The 16358-nt window shown below is 69.6% G+C and carries 15 protein-coding genes; 12 read left to right on the top strand and 3 right to left on the bottom strand.

Going from position 1 to position 16358, the window contains the following annotated elements; translation table 11 throughout:
- Window positions 1-99 precede the first annotated feature (99 nt).
- The 3 genes from BKK81_RS25915 to BKK81_RS25905 all read left to right on the top strand — a co-directional run bounded on the left by BKK81_RS25915 (window position 100) and on the right by BKK81_RS25905 (window position 2570).
- On the top strand, window positions 100-528 hold the full coding sequence (locus tag BKK81_RS25915) for a VOC family protein (RefSeq protein WP_071018892.1): 429 nt from the start codon (window positions 100-102) through the stop codon (window positions 526-528).
- 314 nt (window positions 529-842) lie between these two features.
- Window positions 843-1892 carry a Bug family tripartite tricarboxylate transporter substrate binding protein gene (locus BKK81_RS25910; RefSeq protein WP_071018890.1) on the top strand — a complete coding sequence of 350 codons (1050 nt, stop codon included), beginning with the start codon at window positions 843-845 and terminating at the stop codon, window positions 1890-1892.
- A 105-nt stretch (window positions 1893-1997) separates the two neighbouring features.
- On the top strand, window positions 1998-2570 hold the full coding sequence (locus tag BKK81_RS25905) for a GNAT family N-acetyltransferase (RefSeq protein ID WP_071018888.1): 573 nt from the start codon (window positions 1998-2000) through the stop codon (window positions 2568-2570).
- Here BKK81_RS25905 and BKK81_RS25900 read toward each other — a convergent pair.
- The gene (locus tag BKK81_RS25900; RefSeq protein WP_071018886.1) at window positions 2543-3451 is read right to left on the bottom strand and encodes a LysR family transcriptional regulator; all 909 of its coding nucleotides are present in this window, start codon (window positions 3449-3451) and stop codon (window positions 2543-2545) included. The genes BKK81_RS25905 and BKK81_RS25900 overlap by 28 nt on opposite strands.
- 162 nt (window positions 3452-3613) lie before the next feature.
- Here BKK81_RS25900 and BKK81_RS25895 point away from each other — a divergent pair, with 162 nt between their 5' ends.
- The 3 genes from BKK81_RS25895 (at window position 3614) to BKK81_RS25885 (ending at window position 7077) form a co-directional block, all read left to right on the top strand.
- Complete coding sequence (locus BKK81_RS25895) at window positions 3614-5737, top strand: acetate--CoA ligase family protein (RefSeq protein ID WP_071018884.1); 2124 nt, start codon at window positions 3614-3616, stop codon at window positions 5735-5737.
- On the top strand, window positions 5734-6468 hold the full coding sequence (locus BKK81_RS25890) for an enoyl-CoA hydratase/isomerase family protein (RefSeq protein ID WP_071018883.1): 735 nt from the start codon (window positions 5734-5736) through the stop codon (window positions 6466-6468). The genes BKK81_RS25895 and BKK81_RS25890 overlap by 4 nt, the downstream gene beginning before the upstream one ends.
- 222 nt (window positions 6469-6690) lie before the next feature.
- Window positions 6691-7077, top strand: a complete 387-nt coding sequence (locus tag BKK81_RS25885; RefSeq protein WP_071018881.1) for a hypothetical protein — start codon at window positions 6691-6693, stop codon at window positions 7075-7077.
- Window positions 7078-7131: 54 nt separating this feature from the next.
- On the opposite strand, the gene BKK81_RS25880 is transcribed toward BKK81_RS25885, so the two are convergent.
- Window positions 7132-8091, bottom strand: coding sequence for a LysR family transcriptional regulator (locus BKK81_RS25880; RefSeq protein ID WP_071018879.1), 960 nt, complete (start codon window positions 8089-8091; stop codon window positions 7132-7134).
- Window positions 8092-8400: 309 nt separating this feature from the next.
- On the opposite strand from BKK81_RS25880, the gene BKK81_RS25875 reads away from it, so the two are divergent.
- The 5 genes from BKK81_RS25875 (at window position 8401) to BKK81_RS25855 (ending at window position 13679) form a co-directional block, all read left to right on the top strand.
- Window positions 8401-9612 (top strand): M20 aminoacylase family protein, encoded by a 1212-nt coding sequence (locus BKK81_RS25875; protein WP_071018877.1) that lies wholly within the window; start codon window positions 8401-8403, stop codon window positions 9610-9612.
- Window positions 9609-10928, top strand: a complete 1320-nt coding sequence (locus tag BKK81_RS25870) for an MFS transporter (RefSeq protein WP_071018875.1) — start codon at window positions 9609-9611, stop codon at window positions 10926-10928. The genes BKK81_RS25875 and BKK81_RS25870 overlap by 4 nt, the downstream gene beginning before the upstream one ends.
- Window positions 10929-11018: 90 nt before the next feature.
- Complete coding sequence (locus BKK81_RS25865) at window positions 11019-11483, top strand: zinc-finger-containing protein (RefSeq protein WP_071018873.1); 465 nt, start codon at window positions 11019-11021, stop codon at window positions 11481-11483.
- A 201-nt stretch (window positions 11484-11684) separates the two neighbouring features.
- A complete protein-coding gene (locus BKK81_RS25860) occupies window positions 11685-12482 on the top strand; it encodes an IclR family transcriptional regulator (protein WP_071022342.1) in 798 nt (265 codons plus the stop codon).
- Window positions 12483-13277: 795 nt separating this feature from the next.
- Window positions 13278-13679, top strand: a complete 402-nt coding sequence (locus BKK81_RS25855; protein ID WP_071018871.1) for a hypothetical protein — start codon at window positions 13278-13280, stop codon at window positions 13677-13679.
- Between the two features lie 94 nt (window positions 13680-13773).
- Here BKK81_RS25855 and BKK81_RS25850 read toward each other — a convergent pair whose 3' ends face one another.
- Window positions 13774-14409 carry a TetR/AcrR family transcriptional regulator gene (locus BKK81_RS25850; RefSeq protein ID WP_071018869.1) on the bottom strand — a complete coding sequence of 212 codons (636 nt, stop codon included), beginning with the start codon at window positions 14407-14409 and terminating at the stop codon, window positions 13774-13776.
- 212 nt (window positions 14410-14621) lie between these two features.
- Here BKK81_RS25850 and BKK81_RS25845 point away from each other — a divergent pair, with 212 nt between their 5' ends.
- Window positions 14622-16358 carry a CocE/NonD family hydrolase gene (locus BKK81_RS25845; protein ID WP_231908082.1) on the top strand — a complete coding sequence of 579 codons (1737 nt, stop codon included), beginning with the start codon at window positions 14622-14624 and terminating at the stop codon, window positions 16356-16358.

Genomic DNA, 16358 nt, shown 5'->3' with positions numbered 1-16358 from the left:
CAGGGATCCAGTGAACCAGGTCGGCCGGGGCGCGGGCGGGCCTATCCGCTCCCCAAGCGAGTTCCTCTTCACGCCGCGCATCGCGGCAAAGGAGATGCCATGGAAAAGCCTCTCGCCACCACGGCCCTGTTCATCGCGGGCTTCGGCCCCATCGTCCAGGATGCCCGGGCAAGCCGGGACCTCTACTGCCGGACCCTCGCCATCCCGTTCCGGGAAGAGCACGGCGGCTATCTCCATACGGAGCGCCTGGCAGGCGCTAACACCTTTGCCTTGTGGCCACTCTCCCAGGCGGCGCAATCGTGCTTCGGCGCGGAGGAGTGGCCCGGCGACGTGCCCATCCCGCAAGCCTGGATCGAGTTCGACGTCGAGCGCGTCGAAGCGGCGACGGCGGAACTCGAATCGCGAGGGTATCGGCTGCTGGTCAGGAACCGGCAGGAACCATGGGGCCAGACCGTCAGCCGTTTCATCGGACCGGAAGGGTTGCTGGTGGGCATCACCTTTACACCGACGATGCGGGCAGCCGGGTGATGGGCGCCGGGCGCGGCATGGCAGCGCGCGCTCACGGACGCGGCCGGGATGCGGCCGGGATGCGGCCGGCCCGGCCCCGCCTCTGCCGTTTCCGCCCCGCACCGCCGGTACCATCCCGCCGCCGGATCGGGAACACCACTGGCGCAAGCCCCGGCTTCGCCGTGGGTCCGGCCCCCGGGCCCGGCCCGTCAACACCCATAGCCCGCATCTATATATTTATTGAATTTTTCAACTTCACTCATCAGGCGGGCTCCTCGATACTCGTCCCCAGCCGCCGCTCAGAGCGGCATCCTTCCTATCGAGGAGACCACGCGATGATCCGCAGCGCCGCCGCAGCAAGACGGTTCCCCGGCATGGCCCGTTCCGCCAGCCATGCCTCCCCCGAAACCCGCAGGCGCCGTGGCTGGCCGCTGGCGGTCGCTGCGGTGCTGTCCGTGGCCTGCGGGACGTTCTCGTCGGCCCTGCAGGCGGAGAACGCCTATCCGTCCAGGCCCGTGCGCATCGTCTGGCCCTTCTCGGCCGGCGGCGACGTCGATGGCGTGCTGCGCGCGATGGCCCAGGTCCTGCAGCAGTCGACCGGACAGGCTTACGTGGTGGAGAACAAGACCGGCGCCGCCGGCGTGCTGGCGATGCAGGCCACGCTGTCGGCGCCGGCGGATGGCTACACGCTGCTGGCCGCGCCGGTCGGGGTCATGGCGGTCGCGCCGCAGGTACGCAAGTCGCCGATCGATCCCTTGACGGCGTTCGCGCCGGTCTGCCGCTTCGCCGAGACCTCCGGCTATGTCTTCGTCGGCAACCATGTCAAGGCCAGGACCTTCAAGGAGCTGATCGACTATGCGAAGGCCAATCCCGGCAAGCTGAGCTATGGCAGCGGCGGCATCGGCACGCAGCTCCACCTGACCGGCACGATGGTCGAGCGCACCTACGGCATCAAGCTGCTGCACGTGCCCTACAAGGGCGCCTCCGACAGCGTGGCGGACATCCTCGCGGGCCGCCTCGATATCATGTTCGACCCGACGCTGATCCCCTATGCCAAGAGCGGCAAGGTCCGCCCGCTCGCCTACCTGTCGCCCAAGGCGCCGGAAGACTTCCCCAACGTGCCGAACCGCGACCAGGCCGGCCTGCCCGCCATGCCCGGAGCCTGGTTCGGGCTGTTCGTGCCGAAGGACACGCCGCAGCCGGTCATCGACAAGGCGGCGCAGGAATGCGAAAAGGTACTGCAGAGCAAGGACCTGCTGGAGCGCATGAAGACCTTCGCGATGTGGCCGTCCTACGCCGGCCCCAAGGCGTTCGGCGAGCTTTACCAGCGGGACTACAAGACCTTCGGCGAGATCATCCGCAGCGCCGGCATCAGCCTCGAGTGACGGCCGGCGGGCGATGGCCGGGCGGCCGCCCGTCCGCCCCCCGCGCCTGCACCGCCTCCAGCCCGCCGCCGTGCGGGCCGCATCGCTTCCGCAAGGATCTTCCCCATGACCCAGGCAGATTGCCCAGCCCCCTCCTATCGCTTCGTCTACACGACGCCGGACGACCCGCTCGCCGAACCGCTGCTGGCCGGGCTGAGCGAGGAATACGCGAGCCGCTACCGGGAGCTGGCGGCGCAGCGCACCGAACCGCACGAGATGGAAAAGTACGCGCCGGCATTGTTTTCCCCCGCTGCGGGCGGCAACTTCCTGCTGCTGCTCGACCAGGGCCAGGCGATCGCCGGTGGCGCCTTCAAGCGCCATGCGGATGCGGACACCGCGGAGATCAAGCGGGTATGGACCCACCCGCAACGCCGACGCCAGGGGCTGGCCGCGCGCGTGATGCACGAGCTGGAACGGCAGGCCGCGCGGCAAGGCTACCGCCACCTCTACCTGACCACCGGCTCACGGCAGCCCGAGGCCATCCAGCTCTACCTGAATCTCGGCTATACGGCCCTGGAAGACCTGGCGGCCGTCACCACGGTCCGCATCGGCCTGCCCTTCGTCAAGCGCCTCCCCGCTGCGGATGCGGCGCACGCCGGTGCGGCCGCGGCTCAGGCCTGGATCGGCGAGCGCGCATAGCCGTCGAGCAGGATCTGCCGGAAGCGCTGCGCGGCCGGCGACAGTTCGCGCCCGGCAAGGCTGACCAGCGAGATCGGACGGGCCACCTGCGGATCGACCAGCGGGCGGCAGACCAGGTCCTCGCCGGCCATCAGTTGCGCGGACAGGCCGGACATGATGCCCAGCCCCAGTCCGGCCCTGACCAGCCCGGCGGCGGTCACCAGTTGCCCCACCCGGTAGGTGCGCTGCAGGCGCAGGTCGGCCTGGTACAGGAGCTGGTCGAAGTAAACGCTCATCGGGCCTTTGGCGTTGAGGGCCACGATCGGCTCGCGCACCAGGTCGGCACAGCGGATCGCCGCCGCGGCCGCCATCGGATGCGCGGCCGGCAACAGCACGGCGATGGTCTGGGTGCCGATGGCGACGGGCTCGAGCTCCGCGTCGGCCGCCACCTGCGTGATCAGGGCCAGGTCCAGGCGATGGCTCTTCAGCAGGTCGACCGAGCACTCGGTACGCAGGTCATGGATTTCCAGTTCGATGTTCGGGCAGGCCTGGCGGAACTCCGCGATCGCCTGCTGCAGGACCTCGGAGCCGAACAGCACCGGCAACGCCCCGAAGCGCACCCGTCCACGCCCCCCGACCAGGAATTGCTTCAGGTCGTGCTGCGCGCGCTCGACCTCGTCCAGCACCCGCTTGGCGATGGCGAGGAACTCCTCGCCGACCGGCGTCATGGCCACGTTGCGTGTATCGCGGTCGAACAGCTTGGCCTCGACCAGCCCTTCCAGCGTGCGGATGGTGGCGCTCAAGGTGGGCTGCGTCACATGCAGCCGCGTCGCCGAGGTACTGAAGCTGCGGGTTTCCGCCACCGACACGAAGGCACGCAGTTGGGACAGGCTGAATTTCATCGAGTCACTCTATCAATGAATAGAACATTTCTATTTCACATATAAGTTACCTTATTCAATACTCGGGCTCAACCACGCTCCGCCGCGGCCTCCGGCGACGGCCCAGGCGGTACCGCATGTGCCAACGACATATGCCAACGACACCATGAGGAACACGCCGACATGAGCCTGGATACGATCGCAACCATCCTCAACCCGCGCGCGGTGGCAATCGTCGGCGCCTCCGACGAATTGCAGAAATGGGGCGGCAGCATGCTCGCCCTGCTGCGGAAATTCCACTACGGCGGGCAGATCTACCCCGTCAATCCCAAAAGCCAGGAGGTCCAGGGCCTGCCGGCCTTCGCCAGCGTGCGCGCTATCGCCGCCCCGGTCGACATGGCGCTGGTGGCGGTGCCCAACGAGCGCGTGCTCGACGCGATCCGGGACTGCGCCGGCGCCGGGGTCAAGGCCGTGCTGATGGTCACCTCGCAGTTCGCCGAGGCCGGCGAGCAGGGCCGTGCCCTGCAGGAGCAGGTGGTGGCGATCGCCCGCGCGGCCGGCACGCGCATCATCGGCCCCAACTGCATGGGCTACTTCAGCAGCCATGCCTCGCTCTGCCTGTTGAACTCGCAGGCGCTGATGCGCAATGCAAGCCTGCCCGCGGGCAGCATCGCGCTGGTCAGCCAGAGCGGCGCGCTGGCCGGCACCATGCTGGCGCGCGCCTACGACCTGGGCGCCGGCTTCAGCTTCTGCGTCTCGCTCGGCAACCAGGCCGACCTGGAGATCTGCGATTTCCTCGAATACGCCATCGCGGATGCGCACACCCGCGTCATCTCCCTCTATGTCGAGGGGCTGAAGGATCCGCTGCGCTTCCTGGACCTGCTGCGCCGCGCGCGGGCCGCCGGCAAGCCGGTGCTGCTGACCAAGGCGGGGCGTACCGATTCCGGCCAGCGCGCGGTGCAATCGCATACCGCCAGCATGGCGGGTGCCTACCGCACCTTCGAGGCATGCGTGCGCCACGCCGGCGCGGTCATCGTCGACGATCCGCTCGAACTGGTGGTGCAGGCCGCGGCCTGGGCCAGCCTGCCCGCTCCCGCGAAGCGGGGCGTCGCGGTCTTCTCCGGCTCCGGCGGCGGCGGCGCGGTGGCATCCGACCTGGTCGACGAGGCCGGCCTGCGCGCCGCCACCTTGTCCGGCGCCACGGTGCAGGCGCTGGCCGCGCTGATGCCGGCGGCCTCCGCCCACCTACCCTTCGACCTCGGCTCGGTTCCTGCCGCCGACCGCCTCCGGCGGCCCGACTGGCTGAAGCGGGTATTGGCCACGATGATGGCGGACGACCATGTCGGCGCGGGCCTGTTCGTCATGACCACGCAGCCCGACATGGTCGGCGCGGCCGAGACCGTGATTGCCTGCCAGCGCGACGCCGGCAAGCCGCTGCTGTTCGTCAACGCCGCCAGCAGTTGCGGCGATGCCGCCGTGGCCAGGCTGCGGGAGGCCGGCCTGCCCCACTTCGCTTCCGTCAAGGAGGCCACCCGCTTCCTCGTCAACCGCCTCGCCGATGCCCGCGCTGCCGGCACGGACGAAACGCCGGCGGCGCAGCCGCCGTTCTCCCGGGCCGAGGTCGACGCGGCCTGCCGCCAACTGCGCGCCGGGCTCGTGCCCGAGCACCAGGCCAAGCAGCTGCTGTGCGCGGCCGGCATCGCCACCACCGGCGGCGAGGTCGCCGCATCCGCCGGGGAGGCCGTCGAGCTGGCGCGCCGGCTCGGTTTCCCCCTGGCGATGAAGGTCGTATCGCCGCAGATCAGCCACAAGAGCGATATCGGCGGCGTGGCCCTCGACATCGCCGACGAGGCGATGGTGGCCAGCCGCTTCGCCGACCTGCGGGCGGCGGCGGGCAAGGTTCCCGGGGCGGTGTTCGAGGGCTGCCTGCTGCAGCGGATGGCGCGCGCCGACGCCGAGTTGCTGGTCGGCACCCACTGGGATACCCAGTTCGGCGCGATGCTGACGTTCGGCTTCGGCGGCACGCTGGTCGAACTGCAGCGCGACACCGCCCTGCTGCCCGCCACGGCGTCGCGCCCGGCCATCGCGCGGGCGCTGTCGGCACTGCGCCAGTATCCGCTGCTGAACGGATACCGCGGGCGGCCGCCGGCTCGGGTGGACGGCATCGTCGAACTCATCCACCGGATGGGACAGCTTGCCGCCCACCTGGGCGAACGCCTGGCGGAATGCGAGGCCAATCCGGTCATGGTCCACGGCGACACGATCCTGGTAGCGGACGCACGCGCCGTCTGGAAGGAGGAGCAATGAGCCTGGTCACTTACGAACGATGCGGGCATCTGGCCTTGATCACCCTGCGCCGCAGTGAGCGGCGCAATGCCATCAACGCCGAGATGACCGCCCTGCTGCACGAAGCCTGGCAGCGCTTCGCCAGCAGCGACGAGCGCGTTGCCGTGCTCAGCGCCGACGGCGACCATTTCTGCGCCGGGGTGGATGTGCAGGACGCCTCCAAGGAAGCCTGGAAAGGCGTGCCCAATGTCGGCGTCAAGCTCGACAAGCCCCTGATCAGCGCGGTATCCGGATGGGCGGTGGGCGCGGGCTTCACGCTGACCATGATGAGCGACCTGTGCGTGGTCGACGAGACGGCGCAGTTCCTGTTTCCCGAAGCCAGGCTGGGCCTGTTCGGCGGCATCACCGCCAGCCTGGTGGCGCGCATCCCGCACAAGATCGCCATGGAATTCCTGATGCTGGGCGACCCGCTGGGCGCGCGGCGCGCCTATGAGGTCGGCCTGGTCAACCAGGTGACGGAGGCGGGCCGGCACCGCGAGCGCGCGCTCGAGATCGCCGAGCGGCTGGCCGGCTATGCGCCGCTGGTGCTGCAGACGATCAAGCGCTCGGCGCAGGAGACCTTGCCGAAATCGCCCGCCGAACTGGCCTACCCGCAGATGGGACATCTCACCGCGCTGGCCGCCAGCGAGGACTACCGGGAAGGCGTCAAGGCCTTCGCGGAAAAACGGAAGCCGGACTTCCGCGGGCGCTAGCACGCCGCGTCAGCCGCCGTGCCGAGCGCCGGGCATGGGCCTGGCCGGGGAGGCTCCCCTTCCCCGGCCAGGACAGCGAATACCCGGCGCGCCATGAAAGAGGAGACAAAAGAGGAGACAAGAAAAGAGAAAACAAGCGCGCCGCCGAATCTCACAGACGTGCCCGGATAGCTGTTATGCTTGCCATTGTCTTTCAAGAGAAACAAAAGAAACAATACTCCTGTGCAAGACAATACGTCCGAGCTTCCTCACCCTGCCTCAGACCTCTATACCGTCCACCTGGCCTGGCTTCGCTTAGCCATCGCCTGCTATCGAGAATACGTTTCAGTTGCAATCACCACGCTTTCCGAGCCGTATCGCGCAGGCTGGATCGAGTGGGACGGGCGGACCTATTACTACGTGTGCGGCCTCGACGCGCATAGCGCGCTCGGCCTTGGCCAGGTCTTCAGCGCGGCCACGCATGGCACGCTGGTCGTCATCGACCCGGCCGCCTATCCACCGGCACTTCTGAGCCTCTTCCCGATCGATCCCCGGCTTCTCTGCGGCGAGACGATCTCGCCGTCCTCGCTCGCCGGATGCCAGCAGCGGCCCGGCGACACCGGGCCGTAGCAGGCCGCCGTCCACGCTTCGATCCGGATCCCCCGATTCCGGCCCCGCCGGCCATCAGCAGACGTCCACCATGCTGAAGATGCGCCGCATGCCCGTGTCGGTGGAACGGGCGTGCTCGCGCGTGGTGCGGAACAGGCAGTCGAGGAAGGCAATGACGGCGCCGGGCATCGGTTCGAAGCTGCGCGTCACCAGGCAGGTCGCGCTCTCGCCAAGAGTCTCGCCGTCCAGGTGCAATGTCGTCACACGATCGCGCATCTCCGTCGTCTCGACGAGCGGCCACGGCACGAAGGTCAGCATATCGGTGTCGCGCACGATGGCCAGCGCGGCCTGCACCGAACGGGCGACGTGCAGGCGCTGCACCTTGCCGCGGCGAACCGTCGCGAAAAACTCGCGCAATACCGGCGACAGGTGTTCGACCGGGCGGCTGACCAGCCAGTCGTAGTCCTTCAGGTCGGCCAGCCGGCGCACGCCGGCGGCCGGGTGCCCGAGGCGCCCGACCACCGCGTAGGTGTAGCGGAACAGCCGGCGCGTCTCCAGCACGCCCGCCTGCGAGGCGTCCGGCGGCGGCCCGAGGGCGAAATGGAGGGCGCCGCTGCGCACGTCCGGGTATTCGTCGCCCAGGTGCTCGGCGATGTACAACTGCACGTCCGGGCGCAAGGCGCGGTACTCGCGGATCGTGGCCGGCAGCACACTCTGCAGCAACCAGGGGGTGACAGCCATGCGCACCTCACCGCCGGTCTTGCTGCCCCGCTGGAGCATCTCCTCGCCGGCGCGCTGCAACTGCCCCAGCACCAGCCGCGCATGCGCCAGCAGCGTGGCGCCCGCTTCGGTCGGCGCCAGGGCCTGCGCGTGGCGCTCGGTCAGTGCCGTACCCACCTGCTGTTCGAGTTCCCGCATGGACTTGCTGACCGCCGCCGCCGAGCGGCCCAGCGACAGGGCCGCCTTGCGCACGCCGCCGTGGTCCACCACGGCCACCAGGCACTCGAGTTGATGCAGTTTCCAGTGGATCGTCATCGCACGCTCTCCGCTTACTGACTGTGCGCCGGCCTGGCGCGGATGCGGCTTCGTTCGCTGCGGCACGCCGCGCTCCGACGGCGCGCCGCAGCCGCGCGCACCGGAAAGATCATCCTGGCCCCGCCCAATGGTGTCAATCAACGGTTGACGGCGAGCGCTCCCACGACCTTTTTCCGCGCCGACGGCTTGGCTACCATGCGCAGCAGGTATAGCGGCACGGCACCCGGTGCGCCGCCATCGCCGATATGGCCGGCGCGTGCTGCCGCCCCCTTCTCCCCCTTCTGCCACCCCACCCGCTTCCCGACGACCATGCCGACCACCGCACCCGATATTCCGCAAGCGATCCGCGACAGCGAAGCCGAGATGCGCGCGCTGCGCCACCGCATCCACGCCCATCCCGAACTGGCCTACGAAGAATTCGCCACCAGCGACCTGGTGGCCGAATGCCTCAGCGGCTGGGGCTACACGGTGACGCGCGGCCTCGGCGGCACGGGCCTGGTGGGCACGCTGCGCGCCGGCAGCGGCACGCGCGCACTCGGGCTGCGTGCCGACATGGATGCACTGCCGATCCACGAGGCGTCCGGCAAACCCTATGCCAGCACCATCGCCGGCAAGATGCACGCCTGCGGACACGACGGCCACACCGCCACCCTGCTGGCAGCCGCCAAGCACCTGGCCGCGACGCGCCGCTTCGACGGTACCGTGCACCTGATCTTCCAGCCGGCCGAGGAAGGCCTGGCCGGCGCGCGCAAGATGATCGAGGACGGCCTGTTCGAGCGCTTCCCCTGCGACGCAGTGTTCGCCTTCCACAATATGCCGGGCTTCCCGGTCGGCAAGCTGGGCTTCCGCGCCGGCCCGGCCATGGCGTCGTCCGATACCGTCGTGCTGACCGTGCACGGACGCGGCGGGCATGGCTCGATGCCGCACGGCACCATCGACCCGGTGGTGGTTGCCGCCCATATCGTGGTCGCGCTGCAGACCATCGTCTCCCGCAACGTCGACCCGCGCCGCATGGCCGTGGTCACCGTCGGCGCCATCCACGGCGGCGATGCGCCCAACGTGATCCCGGACTCGGTCGAGCTGCGCCTGTCGGTGCGCGCGCACCAGCCGGAAGTCCGCCTGCAGCTGCGCGAGCGCATCGAGGCGCTGGTGCAGGCGCAGGCCGCCGTGTTCGGCGCCCGCGTCGACATCGACTACCGCTGGCGCTACCCTGCCCTCGTCAACGACGAGGCCATGACACGCTTCGCGCGCGAGGTCGCGCGGGAATGGCTCGGCGCGGACGGGCTGGTCGAGGACTTCGAGCCCCTGACCGGCAGCGAGGACTTTTCCTTCATGCTCGAACAGTGCCCGGGCAGCTATTTCATCATCGGTAACGGCGACGGCGAGCTCGGCTGCAGCGTCCACAATCCCCATTACGACTTCAACGATGCCATCCTGCCGATCGGCGCCGCTTACTGGACCCGCCTCGTCGAGCGTTTCCTGCCGGTGAACGGCCAGGCCCGCGAGGAGGGCGCCGCATGAGTGCCGAGCACGCCCCTGCGGTGCCGCCGCGGGCCGCCGCCGCGGCCGGCGGCCAGGCCAGCCTGCCCAGGAAGATCGCCGCCATCACCATCGGCAACGGCCTCGAATTCTTCGACTTCGCCATCTACACCTACTTCGCCACGATCCTCGGCAAGCAGTTCTTTCCGGCCAGCTCGCCGATGACCCAGCTGCTGCTGTCGCTGGCCACCTTCGGCATCGGCTTCGTGGTGCGCCCGCTCGGCGGCATCGTGATCGGCAGCTACGCCGACCGCGCCGGCCGCAAGGCAGCCATGAGCCTGACGCTCTGGCTGATGGCCGCCGGCTCGGCGGTCTTCGTGGTGGTGCCGACCTATGCGCAGGCGGGGCCGCTGGCGCCTTGCCTGCTGGTGCTCGGCCGCTTGATCCAGGGCTTCGCCGTCGGCGGCGAGGTCGGGGCCTCCACCTCGATGCTGCTGGAGTATGCCGGCCCGCGCAACCGCGGCTTCTTCGCCAGCTGGCAGTTGTTCAGCCAGGCGCTCAGCACCCTGCTCGGCTCGCTGGTCGGGCTGGGCCTGAGCGCAGCCCTGAGCCCGGCGCAACTGGAGGCCTGGGGCTGGCGCATCCCCTTCCTGATCGGCCTGGCGCTGATCCCGCTCGGCACCTACGTGCGGCGCCATCTCGACGAGACCCATGCCCGGGCCGACGTGCGCGGCGGCAAGGCCGCCGGCACCCCCGTCATGGCCGTGCTGCGCGACCACCGCCGCAAGGTCGTGCTGGGCGTGCTGATGACCGCGGGCGCGACCTCCTCCAACTACATCGCGCTGCACTACCTGACCAACTACGCGGTCGGCGTGCTCAAGCTGCCATTCTCGACCGGACTGTGGGCCTCCCTGCTGGCCGGCGCCCTGCAGATGGTGCTGGCGGCCGCCGCCGGCATGGCGAGCGACACCTGGGGCCGCAAGCGCGTCGCCAACGTCGCCCGCGTGCTGCTGCTGGTGGCCATCCTGCCCGCCTTCGGCTGGCTGTCGGCGGCACCGGGCATCGGCCGCCTGCTGGCCGTGGCCGCGATCCTGGTGGTACCGACGGTGTTCATCTCCGTCAGTACGGTGACGATGATCACGGAGGTCTTCCCGCGCGCCGTGCGCGCCACCGGGCTGTCGATCGTCTACGGCATCGGCGTGTCGATCTTTGGCGGCTTCGCGCAGTTCCTCTCGACCTGGCTGATCGAGCTCACCGGCTCGCGGCTGGCGCCGGCGTGGTACGTGATGGCCCTGGGCGTGCTCGCCTTGTGGGCGGTCACGCGCTCCGAGGAGCAGGCGGGACGCGCGCTCGACTAGTCTCCACGGCTGCCGCGCCTGCCCGCGCCTCCCGGGCAGGCCCGCCGCGCATGCTACGATTGGGCGCTTTCCCTCCCGCCCTTCCCAGCCATGCGTGTCGGCCGCCCGATTCCTGCGCCACCGCAGCCCGTCTGCGATTTCTGCGGCGCCAAAGCCGTGCTCATGCAGCCCGGCGAATCCGCCTACCCCTACCGTGACGACCACGGCCCACTGTGGGTGTGCACCCCCTGCGAAGCCTGGATCGGCACCTATCCACGCAGCAAGCGCCACGTCCCGCTCGGCCGCCTGGCCAATGCCGAACTGCGCCAGGCCAAGTCCGAGCTGCACCAGGCGCTGGAGCCGCTGGTGGCGGCCAAGATGCGGCGCGACGGCTGCCGCGCCTTCGAGGCGCGCGCCAAGGGCATCCGCTGGCTGGCCGCCCAGCTCGGCCTGGCGGACACTTCCGGCAGCATCCACGCCTTCGACGCCGCCCAGTGCCGCCAGGCGATCGGCCTGATCGGGGCCTTTCTCGCCCAGCGCCGCGGCGCTGCCGGGGAGCCCGGCGACGAAAGCTGAGCGCGGCACCTCCCTGGCGGGCCCCTCCCTGAGCGAAGGCCTGCGGCTGCACCTGCCGCCGGGCAGAAGTACAATCTATCCGTCTCGTTTTCCGGAACGGAGGTTGGATTGAAAACCGCCACGGCTGCCCGCACCAAGTCCAGGACGGGCGGCACCAAGCCCGCCGCCAAGGCGTCCGCGCCCGCCACCGCGCGCACGCCCCTGCGCACCGCACCGCCCACGCCCACGCCCGAAAGCGACGCCGCCGGCGAGCGCGCCGACACGCCGACGCTGCGCGCCTTCTCCCTGCTCGAATTCCTGGTCGCCGCCGACCGGCCGCTGACGCTGGCCGAGATCATGCAGGGCTTCGACGCGCCCAAGGCCTCGCTGCACCGCATGCTGGGCGCGCTGGAGGCTGGCGGCCTGGTGATCCGCGAGCCCGGCGCGCGCAATGCCTACGCGGTCGGCCCGCGCCTGGCGCGCCTGGGCGTCGCCATCGTCACGCACTCCGGCACGCGGCAGTTGCGCCACGCCATCCTGGCCCGCCTGGTGGCGGACATCGGCGAGACCGTCAACCTGACCATGCTCAACGAGACCGAGGTGCTCTACCTGGACCGCATGGAGGCGCCGTGGCCGCTGCGCCTGGACCTCAAGCCCGGCTCGCGCGTGCCGCTGCACTGCTCGGCCAGCGGCAAGCTGCTGCTGTCGCTGCTGCCGCGCGAGCAGCGCGCCGCGCTGGTGCGCCAGCTGCGGCTGGAGCGCTTCACGCCCAACACCATCACCGACGTCGAGCTGCTGGAGGCCGAACTGGACCGCTCGGCGCACAAGCAGATGGGCGTCGACAACGAAGAGTTCGTGGCCGGCATCTCCTGCGTCGCCGTGCCGGTGCACGACACCGCCGGCCATGTGGTGGCGGCCCTGGCCGTGCATGCCCCCACCGCCCGCTCGCCGCTGTCGCGCTCGCTGCAGTTCGTGCCGCGGCTGCAGGATGCGGCGCGGGAACTGGCCGGTACCTTCTGAGGCGCCTGCCGCGCATCCACCGCGCCCCGCTGGCCGGTGGTGCGGCGACGGCATGGCACCGGCCCGCGCCGTCCCGGGCGCGGCAGCGATTCCCCGCCTGATTCCCTCCCCGCCGTTCAGCAGCTTACGCACCACCCCCAGGAAAAGACTGCTTTTCTCTCCGCTCACGCATTTGGCACCGAGCCACCGCTAAACTGGCGCGCACTTGCCGCCGGGCACCGTAGCAGAATGCACCGAATCACCGTGCGGCGATTCACCGCGCGAGCCGGCGCGGCCCAGGCCAACAACGTGGAGAAACGCGCACGCGAATGACCGCGCCCGGCACGGCTTGCGCGCCCCGATGGCGAGGCTGGCTCGGATGATCGAGTCGCTCGCGCCATCACTGCTTCTGCTTTGTGCCATGGCAGGCCTGCGATTCGGCCCCGACTTCTGCGCCCGGCGCGGGTCGCTGCGCCTTGCTGGGCGCGCTCGCGGCCGGCATCGGCGTGTCCACGCTGTTGCTGGCGGCCCTGCTCGCGCAGGAGCGGCTCTATCCGGTTCATGGGCGGACCTATCCGCACTGGCTGGCCCGCAACCTCGGCACCCTGGATGCCGCCGCGCTCGATCGGCTGCGGCGGACCGACTGCCTTGGCCATCGTCTCGAAATGTTCGAGAAGGATGATGGTGCCTGGGTGGTCCGATGCGGCTTCACGTGGCTGGAGGGTCGGACATTGCTGAGCCCGCCCTACCCCGGCCGGGTCCCCGGTGTCGGGCACCCCGGACTAGGCGTCATCCGACACATTGGAGGAAATACCGTTGTCATCCCAACAGATCTGGCTGTCCCTCTGCGTCCTGGCTTCGCTGGAAGGCGCCGGACTCTTCGTCATGGCCCTCGGCAACCCGGCCGCCGCCATGCTGTGCGCGCTGGCCGGCCTGTGCGCCGGACTCGCCCTCGCCTTCCGGCTGCTGGCCAGCCACCCGCCCCACGGCGATGCGCGCCTGCAGCGCCGCCGGCTCGCGCATGCTGCCAGCGCCGGCGCGGCGCTGGGCCTGGCACTGAGCCTCGGGCTCCAGGCCTGCGCACTGCCGGACGGGGAGATGGCCGCGGGCGCCGGCCCGGCCGCGTCTTACCACTGGCTCTGCCTGCTCGCGATGGTGTGGGCGATCTTCAGCTGGGCCGCCTACCGGCTTGCCCTGGCGGAGCGCCTCACCGCTTGAACCACCGCTTGAACCCAGCCGTCCCGCCCAAGGCCCCGCCCGGGGCCGCGGGCGGTTGTGGAGCGGCGCCGCGATGGAACTGCCCGGAAAGCGATTACGAAGGTTGCGGGGCACGCCGGACCGGCCGGCGGTCGAGCAACGACAGCTGCGCCGCGCTCAGCGTGTCGAAGTAATCCATCACGACGCTATCCTGGCCGAACCTCCGGCGATCGAGCGCCGCGTGGGCGAGCAGCATCGAACTCTGGTGCCGCAGGGTCGCACAGACCCTGATCTCGTCGGGATCGGCCTCGGGGTGCTCCTCCGCCAGTCCCAGCGCGATTTCGTCGATCATCCGGCCGACAACCTGCTTCAGTTGTGACGGCGGGAAATCCTCCCGCTGCGTCACGGCGGTCAGGTTGAGATGCAGCATGGGATGGCTGCGGTGATCACGCAGCACTTCGAGAAAGGACAGGCGCATGCGTTCCTCGACCGGGCAGCCGCGCGAGGCGATGCGGATCTCACGCAAGAGGCCGACCGTCTGCTCGAGATGCTGGTGCAGCAGGCAATGCGCGATGGCCTCCTTGCTGCCGAAGTACTGGTAGAGCGAGCCGATGCTGACACCCGCCACCTCGGCAATGTGGTTGGTGGTCGCTTCGGCCAGCGGGACCGCGTCCAGAACGCGAGTTGCCCCCGCGAGGATGCACGCGACCATGTGCTCCGAACGTGCCTGTTTCGGGACCTTCTTCAGCATGATGCCTTTCCTGTCCGCGACGGCGAATGCGAGTTTCCGCGCCCTGTACCGCCGCCTATGATTTGACGCACCGCCTCCCCTGCAAGCCCGACGGATCACGGAAACCGGCAGATGCCTGCCATGCCGGCGATCCGATGGGCCAGGAGGAAACCACAGTGGTACGCGGATATTTGCACCTCGCCAACTTTCTGACAACCGGATTGATTTTCACCATGACCGAATCGAGCCTTGCGCAGCACGTGGAGACCGGCGTGCCCGGGATGATCTTCGAGCGCAATGTGGAAGTGCCCATGAGCGATGGACTGACGCTGCGGGCCAATGTCTACCGCCCCGACCAAGCCGGCCGCTTTCCGGTCGTGATGCTGCACGGGCCCTACGGCAAGGACACCAGGGACGCCGACGCGCCCGCCTACCAGGACGCCTGGAACAAGCTTGTCGCCGGGAACCCGGAACTCTGCAAGACCTCGTCCTGCCGCTTCATCCGCTGGGAAGCGCCGGATCCGGAGCACTGGGTGGCGGACGGCTACGTGGTCGTTCACGCCGACTCGCGCGGCAGCAATGCCTCGCCCGGCATGCTCGATCCCTTCTCGCCGCGGCAGACCGAGGACTACGCCACGCTGATCACCTGGGCATCGCGCCAGCCCTGGAGCAGCGGCAAGATCGGCCTGCTCGGCATCTCCTACTACGCGATCAACCAATGGCAGGTCGCCGCGCGCCAGCCCGAAGGGCTCGCGGCCATCGTCCCGTGGGAAGGCGCCTTCGACCACTATCGCGACATCGCCTATCACGGCGGCATCGCCAGCACGGAGTTCCAGAAGATCTGGTTTGCCCGCCAGATCCTGCTCAACCAGCACGGCAACGGCGAGACACCGTATGTCGACGCAATCTCCGGCCAGAAGACCACGGGCGAGCCCTTGCCGCAGCACGTGCTCGAAGCCAACCGCATCGCGCCGACCGAGGCGCACCGCCGGCAGCCCTTCGACACGGCTTTCTACCGCGAGCGCACCCCGATCGGCGCCCGCATCCAGGTGCCCCTGCTGTCGGTCGGCAACTGGGGCGGCCAGGGCCTGCATGGGCGCGGCAACATCGAAGGCTATCTCGCCGCCGGCAGCCGGCAGAAGTGGCTGCGCATCCATACCGGTGATCATCATGCGCCGTTCTACGCGCCGGAGTCGGTCGCGCTGCAGAAGCGCTTCTTCGATTTCTTCCTGAAAGGGGAGAAGAACGGCTGGGATGACGAGCCGCCGATCCAGCTCGCCATCCGGCGTCCGGATTCGATTGCCTGGCGCAGCGAAACCGAGTGGCCGCTGCCAGGCACGCAGTGGCAGCGCTTCTACCTCAACGCCGAGGACACCAGCCTCGCCCCCGGCCGCAGCGGCGCCCCCGCCGCCGAACGTTCCTATCCGGCCATGAGCGGCGCCCAGACTTTCAGGACGGCGCCATTCAGCGAGGAGGCCGAGTTCACCGGCCCGGTGAAGCTGAAACTGTGGGTGCGTTCTTCGACGGCCGACATGGACATCTTCGCGACGCTGCGCCTGCTCGACCCCGAGGGCCGCGACGTCACGTTCGACGGGGCGTCCGAGCCGCATGCGCCGGTGTCGCAGGGCTGGCTGCGCGTGTCGCATCGCGCACTCGATCCGGCGCACTCGACCGAATACCGGCCTTATCACGCGCACCTCGCCAGCGAGGCGATGGTGCCGGGCCGGCTCTATGAGGTCGACGTGGAGATCTGGGCGACCAGCATCGTGGTACCGAAGGATTTCCGGCTCGCGCTGACGGTACAAGGCTCGGACTGGGCGCAGCCGGGCCTCGACGGTCCGTTCCACGGCTCGGGCCCCTTCCTGCACGCCGATCGCGATGATGTGGTCTATGGCGGCGTCAACACCATCGCCACCGGCGAGGGCCAGGAGTCCTACCTGCTGCTGCCGCTGATCCCGCGGCAACGCTGA

This window comes from Cupriavidus sp. USMAHM13, from assembly GCF_001854285.1.
Classification (GTDB): Bacteria; Pseudomonadota; Gammaproteobacteria; order Burkholderiales; family Burkholderiaceae; genus Cupriavidus; species Cupriavidus malaysiensis.
Note: the sequence above shows the minus strand (reverse complement) of the source record. Positions and strands in the feature narration are given on the sequence as shown.

Excerpts from the sequence above, each read along its gene's own strand:
- BKK81_RS25915 (WP_071018892.1), top strand. The coding sequence starts at position 100 with ATGGAAAAGCCTCTCGCCACCACGGCCCTGTTCATCGCGGGCTTCGGC.
- BKK81_RS25910 (WP_071018890.1), top strand. The coding sequence starts at position 843 with ATGATCCGCAGCGCCGCCGCAGCAAGACGGTTCCCCGGCATGGCCCGT.
- BKK81_RS25905 (WP_071018888.1), top strand. The coding sequence starts at position 1,998 with ATGACCCAGGCAGATTGCCCAGCCCCCTCCTATCGCTTCGTCTACACG.
- BKK81_RS25900 (WP_071018886.1), bottom strand. The coding sequence starts at position 3,451 with ATGAAATTCAGCCTGTCCCAACTGCGTGCCTTCGTGTCGGTGGCGGAA.
- BKK81_RS25895 (WP_071018884.1), top strand. The coding sequence starts at position 3,614 with ATGAGCCTGGATACGATCGCAACCATCCTCAACCCGCGCGCGGTGGCA.
- BKK81_RS25890 (WP_071018883.1), top strand. The coding sequence starts at position 5,734 with ATGAGCCTGGTCACTTACGAACGATGCGGGCATCTGGCCTTGATCACC.
- BKK81_RS25880 (WP_071018879.1), bottom strand. The coding sequence starts at position 8,091 with ATGACGATCCACTGGAAACTGCATCAACTCGAGTGCCTGGTGGCCGTG.
- BKK81_RS25875 (WP_071018877.1), top strand. The coding sequence starts at position 8,401 with ATGCCGACCACCGCACCCGATATTCCGCAAGCGATCCGCGACAGCGAA.
- BKK81_RS25870 (WP_071018875.1), top strand. The coding sequence starts at position 9,609 with ATGAGTGCCGAGCACGCCCCTGCGGTGCCGCCGCGGGCCGCCGCCGCG.
- BKK81_RS25865 (WP_071018873.1), top strand. The coding sequence starts at position 11,019 with ATGCGTGTCGGCCGCCCGATTCCTGCGCCACCGCAGCCCGTCTGCGAT.
- BKK81_RS25850 (WP_071018869.1), bottom strand. The coding sequence starts at position 14,409 with ATGCTGAAGAAGGTCCCGAAACAGGCACGTTCGGAGCACATGGTCGCG.
- BKK81_RS25845 (WP_231908082.1), top strand. The coding sequence starts at position 14,622 with ATGACCGAATCGAGCCTTGCGCAGCACGTGGAGACCGGCGTGCCCGGG.